Consider the following 16,469-nt stretch of genomic DNA (forward strand, 5'->3'; position numbering starts at 1 on the left):
GCATGCCACCGAAAGAAGCCAAAGAACCCAAACAAGCCAAAAACCAAGAAAGCAGCCTTGAGGAGAGAATCACCGGAGCCCTCGTCGGCGCCGCGGTGGGCGACGCCCTCGGCGGCCCCGTCGAGGGCTACTCCCCCGACCAGATCCTCGAACGCCACGCCGGCCGCGTCCACGGCATCGTCGGCCCCTGGAACGGCGAAGCCTGGCGCACCGCCCGCCCCATCGCCCCGTACCACAAGGGCGACGGCCACGTCACCGACGACACCTTGATGACCCACGCTCTCGTACGGGTCTACGCCCAGGTTCGCGACCACCTAGACGCATACTCCGTCGCCGACCACCTCGTCCCCGACCTGATGCAAAACCCGCGCTGGATCCCGGAGTTGGAGGCCGAGGCCATCCCCCTCCAGCGCATCTTCCTCGCCGAGAAATGGCTGGCGACCCGGCTCCACTACGGCCACATCGACCCCCGCGAGGCCGGCGTGGGCAACATCGTCAACTGCGGTGCCGCGATGTACATGGCCCCGGTCGGCCTGGTCAACGCGGCCCATCCGGCGGGCGCTTACGCCGAGGCCCTGGACATCGCGGGCGCCCACCAGTCGTCGTACGGCCGTGAGGCGGCCGGCGTCTTCGCGGCGGCGGTGTCGGCAGCCTGCGTACCGGGCGCCACCCCGGACTCGGTCGTGGCCGCCTGCCTCGCCCTGGCGAAGGACGGCACCCGCACCGCCATCGAGAAGGCCTGCGAAGTCGCCTCCCGCTACTCGGACTTCGAGTCGGCGCTGGTTCCCCTGCGGGAGGCGGTCGCACCGTACGACACGGTGGGCCCCGACTACCGCGCCCCCTCCCTCGACGCCCGCCGCCCTTCCCGCACCAAGGCGATCGAGGAACTCCCCGTCGCACTCGGCATGTTGGTGGTCTCCGGCGGCGACTACCGCCACGCGGTGCTGGGTTCGGTGAACTACGGCCGGGACTGCGACTCAATCGCGACGATGGCGGGCGCGGTGGCCGGCGCCCTGGGTTCCCCGGTCCCGCAGGACTGGTCGAAGACGGTGGCCGAGGCCAGCCGCCTGGACCTCTGGGAACCGGCGACCACGCTCGTTCAAGTTGCTCAGGAGGTCTTCGCACAGGACGTCCGCCGACGCCGTGCCCACGAGGCGGCGTTCACCGAGATCGGAGGGCTGCGGTGCTCCGACTGACCTGGGTCCAGCCGGAGGACCTGCTCGGCCACGAACTGCGCCAGGCCGCCCAGGACGGACGCGAGCCGTCGGCGATCGCGGCGCGCTGGCGGGCGGCGGGCGGTGCCGAGGCACCGGCACGGGCAGGCGCATCACCTCAACCCCCCACCCGCTACCTCCGGTTGCTCGCCGAGGACCTGCTGGACGAACTGGCCGACCTGCCCAGCACATTGGCGGACCAGGAGCCGACGGATCTGCCGAAGATCCGCGCCCTGTGCCCCAACTGGCCCACCGCACAAGCCACTTCCCCAGCCACTTCCCCGCCCCGTCCCGCCCGCTTCCAGGCCGCCTGGCTGGGCCGGGCCGTCGGCTGCCTCCTCGGCAAACCGGTCGAGAAACTCCCCCTCGACCGCATCCGCCAACTCGCCCGGGCCACCGGCAACTGGCCCCTGAACACCTACTTCACCGCCCGTGGCGTCCCCGCCGAACTCCTCGCCGCCCACCCCTGGAACCGCCGCTCCGCCCCCACCTCCCTCGCCGAGAACATCGACGGCATGCCCGAGGACGACGACCTCAACTACCCCTTGCTGAACCTCCTGTTGCTACAACGCCACGGCAGGGACTTCACCACCGCGGACGTGGCGAAGCTCTGGCTCGACGAACTCCCCGCGGGCCGCACCTTCACCGCCGAACGCATCGCCTACCGCAACCTGCTCTCCGGCCTCGAACCCCCGCGAACAGCCCGTCACCGCAACCCGTTCCGCGAATGGATCGGCGCCCTGATCCGCGCCGACGTGCACGGCTGGACCAACCCCGGAAACCCGGCAGCCGCAGCCCAACAGGCGCACCGCGACGCCACCCTCACCCACACCGCGAACGGCGTCTACGCGGCCATGTTCACGGCGGCCGTCATCGCCACCGCGACCACCGGCACCCACGACATCCACACCTGCCTGCGCACCGGACTGTCGGTCGTCCCGCCCCGCTCCCGTCTCGCCAAGGCGATCCGGCACGCCCTCCAACTGGCCAGAAAACACCGGGACTTCGACACCGTCGTGGACGAACTCCACGCCACCTACTCCCCCGCCCACCACTGGGTCCACGCGATCCCCAACACCGCCCTGATCGCCGCCGCCCTCACCCACGCGGACGGCGACTTCACCGGCTCCATCTGCCGTGCGGTGTCCGGCGGTTGGGACACCGACTCCAACGGCGCAACGGTCGGGAGCATCGCCGCCCTCCTCTCGGACACCGCCCTCCCCGACCGCTGGACGACCCCCCTCAAGAACCGACTCGCCACCTCCGTAGGCGACTTCAACGGCATCGGCTTCCACGCCCTCGCCCGGCTCACCCATCAGGAGACCGCCCGCCCATGACCCTCATCGCCGTGCTCGGCAGCACGAACATGGACCTCGTCGCCTACGTCGAGAAGGCCCCGCAGCGCGGAGAGACCGTGACGGGACGGGAGTTCCGTACGATCCCCGGCGGCAAGGGCGCCAACCAGGCGATCGCCGCGGCCCACGCGGGCGCCGACGTCACCATCATCAGCGCGGTCGGCAACGACACCTATGGCGCCCAACTCCGGTCCACGTTCGAGCACTCGGGCGTCGACACCGACCATCTGCGCACCGTCGAGGGCCCGTCGGGCACCGCGCACATCGTCGTGGACGACGAGGGCGGCAACGCGATCGTGGTGATCCCCGCCGCGAACGGCACCGTCGACCACCTCGCCCCAGGCGACGAGGCCACGATCGCCACGGCCGACGCCCTGCTCCTCCAGCTGGAGATCCCCCTCGCTGCGGTGATCGCGGGCGCGGAGGCGGCCCGCCGCCACGGCGTCCGTACGATCCTCACCCCCGCACCCGCCCAGCCACTGCCCCCCGAACTCCTCGCCGCCGTAGACCTGTTGGTCCCCAACGAACACGAGGCCACCGCCCTCACCGGCCGCACCGACCCGCGCGAGGCAGCGGCGGCCCTGCTCGACCAGGTGCCCGAGGTGATCGTCACCCTGGGCGCGGCGGGCAGCCTGTACGCGGCCCGGGGCGCCGAGCCGTTCCTCGTCCCCGCGCCCCAAGTGACCGCCGTGGACTCGACGGGCGCGGGCGACACCTTCGTCGGAGCGCTGGCGGTGGCGCTCGCCGAGGGCCGCCCGATGCGGGACGCGCTGGGATGGGCGGCAGCGGCTGCGGCCCTGTCCGTGCAGCGGCCCGGGGCGACGGCGTCGATGCCGTTCCGCGCGGAGATCGACAAGCAGTACGCCTCATGACCGAGACGACCACAACTCCCCTCTCCGGCCTGCGCGTTCTCGACCTCGCGACGCTCTTCGCCGGACCCCTGGCCGCCACCATGCTCGGCGACTTCGGCGCCGAGGTCATCAAGGTCGAGCACCCGACCAAGCCCGACCCGTCCCGGGGCCACGGCCCGTCGAAGAACGGTGTCGGCCTGTGGTGGAAGCTGCTCGGCCGCAACAAGCGCACGATCACCCTCGACCTGTCGAAACCGGGCGGGCGCGCCACGCTTCTCCGTCTCGCCGCCACCGCCGACGTGATCATCGAGAACTTCCGCCCCGGCACCCTGGAGAAATGGGACCTCGGCTGGAACGAACTCTCCGCCGCCAACCCGAAGTTGGTGCTCGCCCGGGTCACCGCCTTCGGCCAGTTCGGGCCCTACGCCCATCGCCCCGGCTTCGGCACCCTCGCCGAGGCGATGAGCGGCTTCGCCGCGATCACCGGCGAACCGGACGCGCCCCCGACCCTCCCGCCGTTCGGCCTCGCCGACTCGATCGCGGGCCTGGCGACGGCGTACGCGGTGATGACGGCACTGGCGGCCCGCGACCGCACGGGCGAAGGCCAGGTGGTGGACATGGCGATCATCGAACCCATCCTCACCGCCCTCGGCCCGCAACCCCTCTGGTACGACCAGCTCGGCCACGTCCAGCCGCGCACCGGCAACCGCTCCCAGAACAACGCCCCGCGCAACACCTACCGCACGGCGGACGGGAGTTGGGTCGCCGTCTCCACCTCGGCCCAGTCGATCGCCGAGCGCGTGATGCGTCTGGTCGGCCGCCCGGAACTGATCGAGGAACCCTGGTTCGCGACGGGCGCGGACCGGGCCCGGCACGCCGACATCCTCGACGCGGCGGTCGGCGACTGGATCGCGCAGCGCACCCGCACGGAGGTCCTGGCCGCCTTCGAGAAGGCGGAGGCGGCGGTCGCCCCCATCCAGGACGTACGGGACGTCATGACGGACCCGCAGTACCAGGCCCTCGACACGATCACCACCGTCGACGACCCCGAACTCGGCCCCCTCCGCATGCAGAACGTCCTCTTCCGCCTCTCCGCCACCCCCGGCGCCATCCACTGGCCCGGCCGCCCCCACGGCGCCGACACGGACACGGTCCTGACCGAACTCGGCCTGACAGAAACCGAGTTGACGACACTCCGCCGGGAGGGCGCCCTGTGACCCCCTTCCCCCTGACCTGGCTCTACGTCCCCGGCGACCGCCCCCCGATCGTCGCCAAGGCCCTCGCCGCCGGCGCCGACGTGGTCGTCGTGGACCTGGAGGACGCGGTCGCCCCGGACCGCAAGGCCTACGCCCGCGCGGCCACGGCGGAGCTTCTCGCGGAGCCCCAACTCAACGTCCACGTCCGCGTGAACGCCCTGGACACCCCCTGGGCGGCCGACGATCTCCGCACCCTCGCGCCCCTCCCAGGCGTCTCCGGCCTACGGCTCCCGAAGGTGACATCCGCCGAGGAGGTCGTAGCCGTAGCGGAAAGGCACAACTCCCTTCCCCTGTACGCCCTCCTGGAGACAGCACTCGGCATCGAGCGGGCCTTCGCGATCGCCGTCGCCCACCCCTCCCTGCACGGCATCGCGCTCGGCGAGGCGGACCTGCGGGCCGACCTTGGCGTACGCGACGACGCGGGCCTCGACTGGTCCCGCTCCCGGGTGATCGTCGCCGCCCGTGCGGCGGATCTGGCTCCGCCGCCCCAGTCCGTCCACCCGGACATCCGCGACCTGGAGGGACTGGCGGCCTCCTGTGCGCACGGCCGCGCTCTCGGGTTCCTCGGGCGCGCGGCGATCCATCCCCGTCAACTCCCGGTCATCGAGAGCGCCTTCCTGCCGACCGGGCAGGAGATCGAGCAGGCCGAGACCGTCGTCAAGGCGGCGACACAGGAGGAGGGCGCTCAGGCTCTCCCGAACGGCCAGTTCATCGACGCGGCGGTGGTGGCGGCGGCGCAGAGAACGCTCGCGCTGGCGCGCCGCACCTGAACACGATGAGGGCGCCCCGTGTCACACGGGGCGCCCTCATCGTCGTAGAACCGGCCGTCAGCTCTTCTTCGCCGACTCGGCCTCGTCTTTCTTGAGGTCTACTTCTTCTGCTTCTTCCGTGGCGTCGGCGTCTTCCTTCGCCTCCGGGGCGTCGGACTCCGGCTCTTCCTTCTCCACCGGCTCGCTGTCACCGTCGGTCTCACCGGCGGGGGCATCCGCGTCCGTCTCCGGTTCGACGACCTCTTCGCGGCCGGGGCGCTTCTTCGCCGAGATCACGAAGTACGTCACCGCGAGGATGAAGACGATCATCGCGGTCCAGTCGTTCAACCGCAGGCCGAGGATGTGGTGGGCGTCGTCGACGCGCATGTACTCGATCCAGCCGCGGCCCACGCAGTACGCGGCGACGTACAGCGCGAACGCGCGGCCGTGGCCCAGCTTGAAGCGGCGGTCGGCCCAGATGACGAGGAAGCCGACGCCGACGCACCACAGGGACTCGTACAGGAACGTCGGCTGGTAGTAGCCCGGTACGCGGCCGTCCGTCGAGGACGTGATGTGCAGTGCCCAGGGGAGGTGCGTCTCGCGGCCGTACAGCTCCTGGTTGAACCAGTTGCCCCAGCGGCCGATGGCCTGGGCGAAGGCGATGCCGGGGGCGAGGGCGTCGGCCCAGGCCGGCAGCGGGATGCCACGGCGGCGGCAGCCGATCCACGCGCCCACCGCACCGAGGGCGATCGCGCCCCAGATGCCGAGGCCGCCCTGCCACACCTTGAAGGCGTCGACCCAGTCACGGCCCTCGCTGAAGTACAGCTCGTAGTCCGTGATCACGTGGTACAGGCGACCACCGACGAGGCCGAACGGCACGGCCCAGACAGCGATGTCGGCCACCGTCCCGACCTTGCCGCCGCGGGCGACCCAGCGTTTGTTGCCGAGCCAGACGGCGACGAAGACGCCGATGATGATGCAGAACGCGTAGCCGCGCAGCGGAATGGGGCCGAGGTGGATGACCCCGTGCGACGGGCTGGGAATGTAGGCAATGGTTTCCATGGCAGGGTCGACGCTACCGTGCCGGACCGCGACCGCGGCAAGCGGCCCGGCTACGGCTCCATAACGGGCCGGTGTGAAAACCGGCCCGCCACTTACCCCTTGTTCGCCGCCTGGACCAGCTGCTTCAGCTTCGCCGGGGTCATCGTCTGGTCCGCGTAGATGTTCTTGCCGTCGAAGAGCACGGTCGGGGTGCCGGTGAATCCACCGGCCTGGAAGGCCGCGGCGGACTTCAGGACCCAGCTGTCGTGCGTACCGCTGTTGACGCACTTCTGGAAGGCGGGCGTGTCGAGGCCGCTCACCTTGCCCGCCAGCTCGATCAGCTTGGCGTTGCTGGAGTAGGCGTCGTTCGTCTCCTTGGGCTGGTTCTCGTACAGCACGTCGTGGAAGTCGCGGAACTTCCCGGCGTCCTGGGCGCAGGCCGCCGCGTTCGCCGCGCGCTTGGAGCCGCTGCCGCCGAGGTTGCCGTCGATGAGCGTGACCAGGTGGTACTGCACCTTCAGCTGCCCGGAGTCCGTCAGCTCGTGGAGCGTCGGGCGGTACGCCGTCTCGAAGGCCTGGCAGGCCGGGCAGCGGAAGTCCTCCCACACCGTGAGCGTCGGCTTGGCGCTGTCCTTGCCGACCTGGATCGCCAGGCTGTCCTTGCCGGTCGCCCCGGAGGGCGCCACGACCGGGCCCGCCTTGCTGCTGCCGCTGTCGTCCTTGCCGTGGTTCGCGGCGAGGACGCCGATCACCGACGCCAGTCCCAGCACGCAGACGACGCTTGCGGCCACGATCAGCGTGCGCCGCCGCCTCTCCGCGGACTTCTGCTTCTCACGCTCGACCGCCAGCCGCTCGCGGGCGGTGCGCTTTCCGTCACGGTTCTTCTCGCTCACACCCCGCAGAACGAACCGGGGAGGCGCAGCGCGCCTCCCCGGTCCCAGGTCCACCCATACGAGGGACGGTTGTTCCTTTACGCCGTTGCGCTACGCCTGTCCGCGCACGCCCTTCGCGAGGTCGGCCGCGAGTACGCGGACCGCCTCGACGCCGGCCGCGTCGTCCGGCGCGTCCAGCATCCGCTTGACGAAGGCCGAGCCGACGATCACGCCGTCCGCGAAGCGGGCCACCTCGGCTGCCTGCCGGGCGTCGGAGACACCGAGGCCGACGCACACGGGTGTGTCGGTGGTGGCCCGGGTGCGCTCGACGAGGTCCTGCGCCTGCGCGCCCACCGACTCACGGGTGCCGGTGACGCCCATGAGCGAGGCGGCGTAGACGAAGCCGGTGCCGACCTTGGTGATCTCGGCGAGGCGGGCGTCCTTGCTGCTGGGCGCGACCACGAAGACCGTGGCGAGCCCGTGCTTCTCGGCGTGCTCCCTCCACAGCCCCGCCTCCTGCACGGGCAGGTCGGGCAGGATGCACCCGGCGCCGCCCGCCTCGGCCAGCTCGGCGGTGAAGCGCTCGACGCCGTAGCGGTCGATCGGGTTCCAGTACGTCATGACGAGTACGGGCTTGCCGGTCGCCGCGTGGGTCTCGCGGACCGTGCGCATGACGTCCGCGATCTTGACGCCGCCGCGCAGGGCGATGTCGTCGGCGGTCTGGATGACGGGACCGTCGAGCACGGGGTCGCTGTGCGGCAGGCCCACCTCGACGATGTCGGCGCCGCCGTCGAACGCGGCCTTGATGGCCTCGATGCCGCCGTCGACGGTCGGGAACCCGGCCGGGAGGTAGGCGATGAGCGCGGCGCGTCCCTCGGCCTTGGCGGCGGCGAGGGTGTCGGACAGCAGCTGAATGTTCCCGCTCACTTGGCGTCCCCCTCGATCTCGGCGGTGTCGGCCGCGTTGGCCGCGACGGTGGCGTCGGTCCCGTTGTCGTACAGGCCGAAGTAACGCGCGGCCGTGTCCATGTCCTTGTCGCCGCGCCCGGACAGGTTGACGACGATCAGCCCGTCCTTGCCCAGCTCCCTGCCGACCTCCAGCGCACCGGCGAGCGCGTGGGCGCTCTCGATGGCCGGGATGATGCCCTCGGTGCGCGACAGCAGGCGCAGGGCCTGCATCGCCGCGTCGTCGGTGATCGCGCGGTACTCGCCGCGACCGCTGTCCTTGAGGTAGGAGTGCTCGGGGCCGATGCCGGGGTAGTCCAGTCCGGCCGAGATCGAGTACGGCTCGGTGATCTGGCCCTCCTCGTCCTGGAGGACGTAGGACCGCGAACCGTGCAGGATGCCGGGCTCGCCCGCGGTGAGGGTCGCCGCGTGCTCGCCCGTCTCGACTCCGTGGCCTGCCGGTTCGCAGCCGATGAGGCGTACGTCGGCGTCCGGGATGAAGGCGTGGAACAGGCCGATGGCGTTCGAGCCGCCGCCGACGCAGGCGATGGCCGCGTCGGGGAGGCGGCCGGCGCGCTCCAGGATCTGGCGGCGGGCCTCGACGCCGATCACGCGGTGGAAGTCGCGGACCATGGCGGGGAAGGGGTGCGGGCCGGCGACCGTACCGAAGAGGTAGTGCGTGCGGTCGACGTTGGCCACCCAGTCGCGGAACGCCTCGTTGATCGCGTCCTTGAGCGTGCGGCTGCCGGACTTCACGGCGATGACCTCGGCGCCGAGCATGCGCATCCGGGCCACGTTCAGCGCCTGGCGCTGGGTGTCGATCTCGCCCATGTAGATGGTGCATTCGAGGCCGAAGAGCGCGCAGGCGGTGGCCGTCGCCACGCCGTGCTGGCCGGCGCCGGTCTCGGCGATGACCCTGGTCTTGCCCATGCGCTTGGTGAGCAGGGCCTGGCCGAGGACGTTGTTGATCTTGTGGGAGCCGGTGTGGTTCAGGTCCTCGCGCTTGAGGAAGATCCGAGCGTTGCCCGCTTCCGCGGCGAAACGGGGGATCTCTGTGAACGCGCTTGGCCTGCCGGTGTAGTTGACGAGGAGGTCGTCCAACTCGCGGGCGAACTCCGGGTCGTGCTTGGCCTTGTCGTACTCGACGGCTACCTCGTCCACGGCGGCGACGAGGGCCTCCGGGATGAACTTGCCGCCGAATGCGCCGAAGTAGCCCTCGGCGGTGGGGATTTGACCGTCGGGGTCTGGGATGAAGAACTCGCTGGGCATGCGGAAACCTCACGGTGAGTTTGGGAAATGCCTAATCGCCGTGGGGGCAGGGATTATCTGTTGAGTGCCGGCCGGATGTGGCTGGTCGCGCAGTTCCCCGCGCCCCTATGGGGCGCGCTGCCATCGACGCCCATTTACTTGCCCAGGTTCGTCTCCGATGACGTAACGCACCCGACGGCCGTGAACTCGCCTCGCGGGCGCACGGCAACCCCTCGGACGGCAGCCGCGCGCGAGGCGGGCGTGCCGGTCCATGGGGGTCAGGGTGAGGGTCATCGGTGTCAGCTTAGCGGGTGATCAGCTGCGGCCGTGTCGCAGTGCCGGGTGTTCGCCCGCTGCCACCAGGTCCGACACCGCCGACTTGGGGTCGCGGCCGGTGACCAGGGACTCGCCCACCAGGACCGCGTCGGCGCCGGCGTTGGCGTAGGCGATGAGGTCGTGGGGGCCGCGGACGCCGGACTCGGCGATCTTGACGATGTGGGCGGGGATCTCGGGGGCGACGCGCTCGAAGGTGCCGCGGTCGACCTCGAGGGTCTTGAGGTTGCGGGCGTTGACGCCGATGATCTTGGCGCCGGCGTCGACCGCGCGGTCGACCTCGTCCTCGTCGTGGACCTCGACGATCGGCGTGAGACCGATCGACTCGGCGCGCTCGATGAGGGACTCCAGAGCGGGCTGGTCCAGGGCCGCGACGATCAGCAGGGCGAGGTCGGCGCCGTAGGCACGGGCCTCCCAGAGCTGGTACGACGTGACGATGAAGTCCTTGCGGAGGACCGGGATGTCCACGCGGGCGCGGACGGCCTCCAGGTCGGCCAGGGAGCCGCCGAAGCGGCGCTGTTCGGTGAGGACGGAGATGACGGCCGCGCCGCCCGCCTCGTAGTCCGCGGCGAGGCCCGCCGGGTCGGCGATCGCGGCCAGCGCGCCCTTGGAGGGGCTGGAGCGCTTGACCTCGCAGATGACCTTGACGCCGTCGCCGCGTAGTGCGGCGACCCCGTCCTTCGCCGCGGGAGCCTTCGCCGCGCGCTCCTTGAGCTCGTCGAGGCTGACGCGCGCCTGCCGTTCCGCCAGGTCGGCACGGACTCCGTCGATGATCTCGTCGAGCACACTCACGCGAGCGGCCCCCTTCCGGACGGTGGAAAAGCCATGGTCACATCTAGCCTCGATGGTATCCGGAGGAAGGCGTAGCCCTCGCATCCGGTTGACGCCGGTCCCACTACCTGGACATCCGTCGATTGATCAAGGATGTAGCCAGCCACCGAACGGCAGGTTCCGGACAACCGTGAAGACCAGCACCAACGCGCCCAGACTCCACAGCTGGACCCGTCCGAGTTCGATCCGGGCCGGCCGGCCGCGCGCCGCACGGACCACCCAGACGGTCCATACGACCGTGAAGGCCAGATAGCCCACTACGGCGATCGCGTTGTCCTGGAGTGCGGCGAGGAAGTCGCCGTGGATGAACTCGTGCGCGCTGCGCAGGCCGCCGCAGCCGGGGCAGTACAGGCCGGTGAGGCGGTACAGGGGGCAGACGGGGTAGTGGCCGGGCTGGTTCGGGTCGACCGTGCCGACGTAGGCGAAGGCTCCGGCGACGGCCGCGAGGACTCCGGCGGGCACGGCGACGCGGTTCAGCACGGAGGCGGTACCGGGGGCGTGCGTCTTCGGCATGCTCTGGCTGTCGGCGTTCACGTCTCGCATTGTGCCCCCTGGGCCTTTCGTGCGGCACGCGCGCGTGAGGGGCGGCCCCCGGTGCCGGTGCACCAGGGCCGCCCCTCCACGAAGTGGTGGCCGACAGCCGCGGTTCAGCTGTCGGCGTGCGCCGTCTTGCCGAGCAGCTCGGTCAGGTCCTGGGGACGGTCCTTGGGCATGCCCATTCCCATCGCGCTCATGACCCAGCCGACGACGCCGCCGGCGACCGCGATCGCCATACCGGCCCAGAAGCCGATCGGCTGCGCCATCACCATGAAGGCGCCCGCGACCAAGAACCCGATGAAGACGATGGTTGTACCGGTCCAGGCGGCCAAAGTGTGACCGTGGCTGTTGCCCGCCATGACGTGCTCCTCGTTGCTGTGTGCGTGTGTGAGCAGACGCTCGCGGTTCATTGTTCCGCACGCGCGCGGATGCGGTGCTTCGGGGTGGCCCCGTGTCCGCTGCGGTTCGGGAGCGCCCCAAAGGGGCGCGGGGCTGTGTCAATCTGCGGCTCCGCCGCGTGGGCGCGCCCAGCCACGACGATGCCGCACCCAACCGACGGCCCGGCGCATCGCCTGCTCTCCCAGCGGTGCGCTTACGCCCCCGTGGGGTCCTCGCCCCGGTCCAACGCCTTCCAGATGTCCTCGGGCCGGTCGGGGTCGACCACAGGGGCCCGCCGGGGGCGAGGCGTGCCGTTGCGTTCGTAGCGCCCGGACATGGCGGGCCAGCGGCGGCCGTAGAGCAGGGCGAGCAGGCCGGCCAGCAGGATCAGGCCGCCGCCGACCGCGGCGACGTAGGGCCAGGCGGTGTGGTCGAAGGCGTGCACGACGGACGAGGTGTCGCCGGAGGCCTGCGCGGCCTTGTCGTCGAGGGCAGAGCTGTCGGTGGCACCGAGGAGGGCCGCGGCGACGATGCCCGCGCCGGAGAGCGCGAGGAGGGCGGAGACCGCGAAGCGGCCCGTCCTGCGGACGGCGAAGACGGCGACGAGCGCGGCGAGGCCCACTATGGCGAGCGCCGCGGGCACGCCCGTGACGTCGCTGCCCTTGACGCTCAGCGGGAACGCGTCGCCGGCCACCGTCGCGGTCCCCATCGACCAGCGCTGACGGGTGGCCAGCAGCGCCACGGCCGCGCCGAGCGCACCGCTCAGCAGGGCCACGGCGAGGCTGCGGCGGCCGGCGCGCGCGGGGCCTTCGCCTTCGGAACGGGGGTGTGGAACAGCAGCAGTCACGTAGTCCACTATCGCTCCAACCCCGGGCGAACCGTCACCCGGGGTTCATATGACCCTCGTCCTATTGCCCGAGCCGGTTCGCCGTGTGCACCGCGCGGAGCACCGCCGCGGCCTTGTTGCGGCACTCCTGGTCCTCCATCTCGGGGTCCGAGTCGGCGACGATGCCGGCGCCCGCCTGGACGTAGGCGGTGCCGTCGCGGAGGAGGGCCGTACGGATGGCGATGGCGGTGTCGGAGTCGCCCGCGAAGTCGAGGTAGCCGACGCAGCCGCCGTACAACCCCCGCCTGGACGGCTCGAGTTCGTCGATGATCTGCATCGCGCGGGGCTTGGGCGCGCCGGAGAGGGTGCCGGCGGGGAAGCAGGCCGTCAGGACGTCGAAGGCGGTACGGCCCGGGGCCACGCGGCCGGTGACCGTCGAGACGATGTGCATCACGTGCGAGTACCGCTCGACGGACATGAAGTCGACGACCTCGACCGAGCCGGGCTCGCAGACACGTCCCAAATCGTTACGCCCGAGGTCGACCAGCATGAGGTGCTCGGCGCGTTCCTTCGGGTCGGCGAGGAGTTCGTCGGCGAGAGCCTGGTCCTCCTGCGGGGTGGCCCCGCGGTGCCGGGTGCCGGCGATGGGGTGGACCATCGCGCGGCCGTCCTCGACCTTGACGAGAGCCTCGGGGGACGAGCCGACGACGTCGAACCCGTCGAAGCGGAACAGGTACATGTACGGGGACGGGTTGGTCGCCCGGAGCACCCGGTACACGTCCAACGCGCTTGCCGTGCACGGTGTTTCGAAGCGCTGGGAGGGGACGACCTGGAAGGCCTCGCCCGCGCGGATGCGCTCCTTGATGTCCTCGACGGCCTCCTTGAAGTCGGGGCCGCCCCACAGCGCGGTGTACTCCGGAAGCTCGGAGGGCGGGAGCTGGGCGGGCGGCTGGGCCACCGCGCGGGAGAGGTCCGCCTCCATGGCGTCGAGGCGGGCCACCGCGTCCGCGTACGCCTCGTCGACACCGGTGTCGAGGTCGTTGTGGTTGATCGCGTTGGCGATCAGCAGGACCGAGCCCTCCCAGTGGTCCATCACGGCGAGGTCGCTGGTGAGGAGCATGGTCAGCTCGGGGAGCTTGAGGTCGTCCCGCTCCCCCGGGCCGATCTTCTCCAGGCGGCGGACGATGTCGTAGCCGAGATAGCCGACCATGCCGCCGGTGAAGGGCGGCAGGCCCTCCTGGTGGGGGGTGTGCAGGGTCTCGATGGTGGCCCGCAGGGCGGCGAGCGGGTCGCCGTCGACCGGGACGCCGACGGGCGGGGTGCCGAGCCAGTGGGCCTGGCCCTCACGGGCTGTGAGGGTGGCAGCGCTTCGCACGCCCACGAACGAATACCGGGACCAGGAGCGGCCGTTCTCCGCGGACTCCAGGAGGAAGGTGCCGGGGCGCTCCGCGGCGAGCTTGCGGTAGAGCGCGACCGGGGTGTCGCCGTCGGCGAGGAGCTTGCGGGTGACCGGAATGACGCGACGGTCGGTGGCCAGCTTGCGGAACGTCTCGAGGTCCATGGCGGCTGACCCTACTGATCCGAGGCGGCGGTGCTGGAATCAGCACCTTCTTTAAGAAGGCCTTCTTTGAGGTCTTCGTTGAAGTCCTCTTTGAGAAGCACGTCGGCGTCGAAGCAGGTGCAGGCGCCGGTGTGGCAGGCGGCGCCGACCTGGTCGACCTTCACGAGGACCGTGTCCGCGTCGCAGTCCAGGGCGACCGACTTGACGTGCTGGAAGTGGCCGGAGGTGTCGCCCTTCACCCAGTACTCCCGACGGCTGCGGGACCAGTAGGTGCAGCGGCCGGTCGTCAGCGTCCGATGCAGCGCCTCGTCGTCCATCCAGCCGAGCATCAGCACCTCACCGGTGTCGTACTGCTGGGCGATGGCGGGGACGAGCCCGTCGGCGCTTCGCTTGAGGCGGGCGGCGATCTCGGGATCGAGGCTGCTGGGCTGGGGCGTGCTGGTCATGGGGCCATTGTGCCGCGCCCCACTGACAGTCCCGGCAGACGTCCACTGTGCGGACTGGCCAGGCGTCCACTGTGCGGAGGGGACGGGCGGTCGTAGGCTGACGGTATGTCGACCTTCGCCAAGCGTGAACGACTTCTTCTCGCCGACCTCCTGGAGACGACGGGGCCCGACGCCCCGACCCTCTGCGAGGGCTGGCAGACCCGTGACCTCGCCGCGCACGTGGTGGTGCGGGAGCGCCGCGCCGACGCCGCCGGCGGCATCATGATCAAGCAGCTCGCGCCGCGCCTGGAGCGGGTGATGACGGAGTTCGCGGCGAAGCCGTACGAGGAGCTGATCCAGCTGATCCGTACGGGCCCGCCGCGCTTCTCCCCGTTCCAGCTCAAGCAGCTCGACGAGGCGTCCAACACGGTCGAGTTCTACGTCCACACGGAGGACGTACGGCGTGCGCAGCCGGAGTGGACCCCCCGCGAGCTGGACCCGGTGTTCCAGGACGCCCTGTGGTCCCGCCTGGAGCGCATGGCCCGCCTGATGGGCCGCACCGCGCCGACCGGCCTGGTGCTGCGCCGCCCCGACGGCCAGACGGCGGTCGCCCACAAGGGCGCACCGGTAGTGACGGTCACCGGCGAGCCCTCGGAGCTGCTGATGTTCGCCCACGGCCGCCAGAGCGTGGCCAAGGTGGAACTGGACGGCGACGAGAACGCGATCGCCAAGCTCCAGGAGGCCAAGCAACTGGGGATCTGAGCCCGCAGTGGTGAACAGGCCGGGTCAGTTGGGGAGTTCGGCGCGCCGCAGGTCGCGGACGCACAGCGCGATCACCCCGCCGAGACCGCAGACCACCGCGCTGGCCACGAACACCGGGCCCGTGCCCCACGCCCCGATCGCCGCGGCCGACAGCGGCATGCTGAGCGGGGCGAAGCCGAGGCTGACCAGGCTGGAGACGGCGGTGACGCGGCCCAGGTAGGCGGGGTCGGACTGGGTCTGCAGCAGAGCTCCGCACATGGCGCCGCTGAGACCGGCGAGCAGCCCGATGAGCAGGGCGACGCCGACGGCCGCGAGGACGCTCGGGACCTGGGCGAGGGCGCCTATGGCGACGGAACCGGCGATGATCGCGTAGCCAGCGACCTGCCCGGCGTACGGCAGTCGGCCCCGGACGGTCAGCAGCAGGGCCGCCGCCCCGGCGCCGACGCCGAAGCCGGAGAGCACCCATCCCATGCCGGAGGCGCCCCAGCCGCGTTCGTGGGCGAGCAGCGTCAGTCCCACGTTGAGCGGGCCGACGAAGCCGAGGTCGCCGAGCGCGATGGCCAGCATCAGGGGGGCGAGGACGCGGTGGCCCCGGATGTAGCGCAGGCCGGCCCGAAGGTCGCCGAGCGGGGTTGTCGGACGGGCGTCGGCCTTGTCGTCGGCGGGCAGTTCCCGCATCCGTACGGAGATCAGCAACGGCACCGACACCGCGATCAGCAGCCCGGCGAGTCCGAACGCCGCCGCCGCGCCGCCGACCGCGACACCGAGGCCGCCGAGCGGACCGCCGACGACGTTGGCGAAGCGGATCGCGAGCCCCCGCATGCCCTGCACGCGCGCGAGTTGGTCGCGGGTCGTCACGCGCGCGGGGAGGGCGCCCACGGCCGGCATGAACACGGCGTCCACGGTGCCGAACACCACCGCGAGCAACGCCAGCGGCCACAGCCCCGGGCTCGTCAGGAACAGCAGCGCGGCCACCGCCAGCACCGCCACGCAGCGCACCGCGTCACTCCCGATGACGACCCTGCGCGGCCCGAACCGGTCGGCGATCACTCCCCCGCCCAGCATCAACAGGGCACTCGGCACGGCACTCACCGCCATCACGGCACCGGCCTGCGCGGGTGAGCCGTGCTGTACGGCCGCCCAGGACAGGGCGATGTAGTACACGCTGTCGCCCACCATCGAGGACGCGTAGGCCGCGAGCCAGCGCAGGACGTTGGGGTCGCGGTGAGCGGGTCCGGCGGTGGCTGTGCGGGGAGTTATGAGCGCGGTGGTCACGGGAGTTCGTC

General features: G+C 71.4%; 18 protein-coding genes. 6 read left to right on the forward strand and 12 right to left on the reverse strand.

Going from position 1 to position 16,469, the window contains the following annotated elements; genetic code table 11:
• Nucleotides 1-2 precede the first annotated feature (2 nt).
• From OO70_RS24135 to OO70_RS24155, 5 genes are read left to right on the forward strand one after another with little or no spacing between them, the layout of a single operon-like run.
• On the forward strand, nucleotides 3-1,196 hold the full coding sequence (locus OO70_RS24135) for an ADP-ribosylglycohydrolase family protein (RefSeq protein WP_051741546.1): 1,194 nt from the start codon (nucleotides 3-5) through the stop codon (nucleotides 1,194-1,196).
• The gene (locus OO70_RS24140; RefSeq protein WP_043675249.1) at nucleotides 1,184-2,551 is read left to right on the forward strand and encodes an ADP-ribosylglycohydrolase family protein; all 1,368 of its coding nucleotides are present in this window, start codon (nucleotides 1,184-1,186) and stop codon (nucleotides 2,549-2,551) included. The genes OO70_RS24135 and OO70_RS24140 overlap by 13 nt, the downstream gene beginning before the upstream one ends.
• Nucleotides 2,548-3,441 carry a ribokinase gene (gene rbsK / locus OO70_RS24145; RefSeq protein WP_043675251.1) on the forward strand — a complete coding sequence of 298 codons (894 nt, stop codon included), beginning with the start codon at nucleotides 2,548-2,550 and terminating at the stop codon, nucleotides 3,439-3,441. The genes OO70_RS24140 and rbsK overlap by 4 nt, the downstream gene beginning before the upstream one ends.
• Nucleotides 3,438-4,637: a CaiB/BaiF CoA transferase family protein gene (locus tag OO70_RS24150; RefSeq protein WP_043675254.1), complete on the forward strand. Its 1,200-nt coding sequence runs from the start codon at nucleotides 3,438-3,440 to the stop codon at nucleotides 4,635-4,637. The genes rbsK and OO70_RS24150 overlap by 4 nt, the downstream gene beginning before the upstream one ends.
• Nucleotides 4,634-5,446, forward strand: a complete 813-nt coding sequence (locus tag OO70_RS24155) for an HpcH/HpaI aldolase/citrate lyase family protein (protein ID WP_043675257.1) — start codon at nucleotides 4,634-4,636, stop codon at nucleotides 5,444-5,446. Before OO70_RS24150 ends, OO70_RS24155 begins: the two co-directional genes overlap by 4 nt.
• 57 nt (nucleotides 5,447-5,503) lie before the next feature.
• Here OO70_RS24155 and lgt read toward each other — a convergent pair whose 3' ends face one another.
• The 11 genes from lgt to hisI all read right to left on the reverse strand — a co-directional run bounded on the left by lgt (nucleotide 5,504) and on the right by hisI (nucleotide 14,442).
• A complete protein-coding gene (gene lgt / locus OO70_RS24160) occupies nucleotides 5,504-6,487 on the reverse strand; it encodes a prolipoprotein diacylglyceryl transferase (RefSeq protein WP_043675260.1) in 984 nt (327 codons plus the stop codon).
• 92 nt (nucleotides 6,488-6,579) lie between these two features.
• Entirely contained in the window at nucleotides 6,580-7,359 is a 780-nt protein-coding gene (locus OO70_RS24165) for a DsbA family protein (protein WP_043675263.1), read from the reverse strand.
• Nucleotides 7,360-7,449: 90 nt separating this feature from the next.
• Nucleotides 7,450-8,265, reverse strand: a complete 816-nt coding sequence (gene trpA / locus OO70_RS24170; RefSeq protein WP_043675265.1) for a tryptophan synthase subunit alpha — start codon at nucleotides 8,263-8,265, stop codon at nucleotides 7,450-7,452.
• Nucleotides 8,262-9,551 (reverse strand): tryptophan synthase subunit beta, encoded by a 1,290-nt coding sequence (gene trpB, locus OO70_RS24175; protein ID WP_043675268.1) that lies wholly within the window; start codon nucleotides 9,549-9,551, stop codon nucleotides 8,262-8,264. Before trpB ends, trpA begins: the two co-directional genes overlap by 4 nt.
• Before the next feature lie 105 nt (nucleotides 9,552-9,656).
• On the reverse strand, nucleotides 9,657-9,824 hold the full coding sequence (gene trpM, locus OO70_RS57080) for a tryptophan biosynthesis modulator TrpM (RefSeq protein WP_106971753.1): 168 nt from the start codon (nucleotides 9,822-9,824) through the stop codon (nucleotides 9,657-9,659).
• 21 nt (nucleotides 9,825-9,845) lie between these two features.
• Nucleotides 9,846-10,655 (reverse strand): indole-3-glycerol phosphate synthase TrpC, encoded by an 810-nt coding sequence (trpC, locus tag OO70_RS24180; RefSeq protein WP_019062275.1) that lies wholly within the window; start codon nucleotides 10,653-10,655, stop codon nucleotides 9,846-9,848.
• 126 nt (nucleotides 10,656-10,781) lie between these two features.
• Nucleotides 10,782-11,237, reverse strand: a complete 456-nt coding sequence (locus OO70_RS24185; RefSeq protein ID WP_043675273.1) for a DUF2752 domain-containing protein — start codon at nucleotides 11,235-11,237, stop codon at nucleotides 10,782-10,784.
• A 104-nt stretch (nucleotides 11,238-11,341) separates the two neighbouring features.
• Nucleotides 11,342-11,590 carry an HGxxPAAW family protein gene (locus tag OO70_RS24190; RefSeq protein WP_043675599.1) on the reverse strand — a complete coding sequence of 83 codons (249 nt, stop codon included), beginning with the start codon at nucleotides 11,588-11,590 and terminating at the stop codon, nucleotides 11,342-11,344.
• Between the two features lie 233 nt (nucleotides 11,591-11,823).
• Nucleotides 11,824-12,465 carry a TIGR02234 family membrane protein gene (locus tag OO70_RS24195; RefSeq protein ID WP_043675276.1) on the reverse strand — a complete coding sequence of 214 codons (642 nt, stop codon included), beginning with the start codon at nucleotides 12,463-12,465 and terminating at the stop codon, nucleotides 11,824-11,826.
• A gap of 52 nt (nucleotides 12,466-12,517) precedes the next feature.
• Nucleotides 12,518-13,996 (reverse strand): anthranilate synthase component I, encoded by a 1,479-nt coding sequence (locus OO70_RS24200; RefSeq protein WP_043675279.1) that lies wholly within the window; start codon nucleotides 13,994-13,996, stop codon nucleotides 12,518-12,520.
• 11 nt (nucleotides 13,997-14,007) lie between these two features.
• Nucleotides 14,008-14,442, reverse strand: a complete 435-nt coding sequence (gene hisI, locus OO70_RS24205) for a phosphoribosyl-AMP cyclohydrolase (RefSeq protein ID WP_043675282.1) — start codon at nucleotides 14,440-14,442, stop codon at nucleotides 14,008-14,010.
• A gap of 105 nt (nucleotides 14,443-14,547) precedes the next feature.
• On the opposite strand from hisI, the gene OO70_RS24210 reads away from it, so the two are divergent.
• A complete protein-coding gene (locus OO70_RS24210; protein WP_043675285.1) occupies nucleotides 14,548-15,183 on the forward strand; it encodes a TIGR03085 family metal-binding protein in 636 nt (211 codons plus the stop codon).
• Between the two features lie 24 nt (nucleotides 15,184-15,207).
• Here the strand turns inward: OO70_RS24210 and OO70_RS24215 are convergent, their stop codons facing one another.
• The gene (locus tag OO70_RS24215; protein WP_043675288.1) at nucleotides 15,208-16,458 is read right to left on the reverse strand and encodes an MFS transporter; all 1,251 of its coding nucleotides are present in this window, start codon (nucleotides 16,456-16,458) and stop codon (nucleotides 15,208-15,210) included.
• Nucleotides 16,459-16,469: the final 11 nt, after the last annotated feature.

Origin of the sequence: Streptomyces xylophagus (assembly GCF_000716435.1) — a bacterium.
Taxonomy (GTDB): Bacteria; Actinomycetota; Actinomycetes; order Streptomycetales; family Streptomycetaceae; genus Streptomyces; species Streptomyces xylophagus.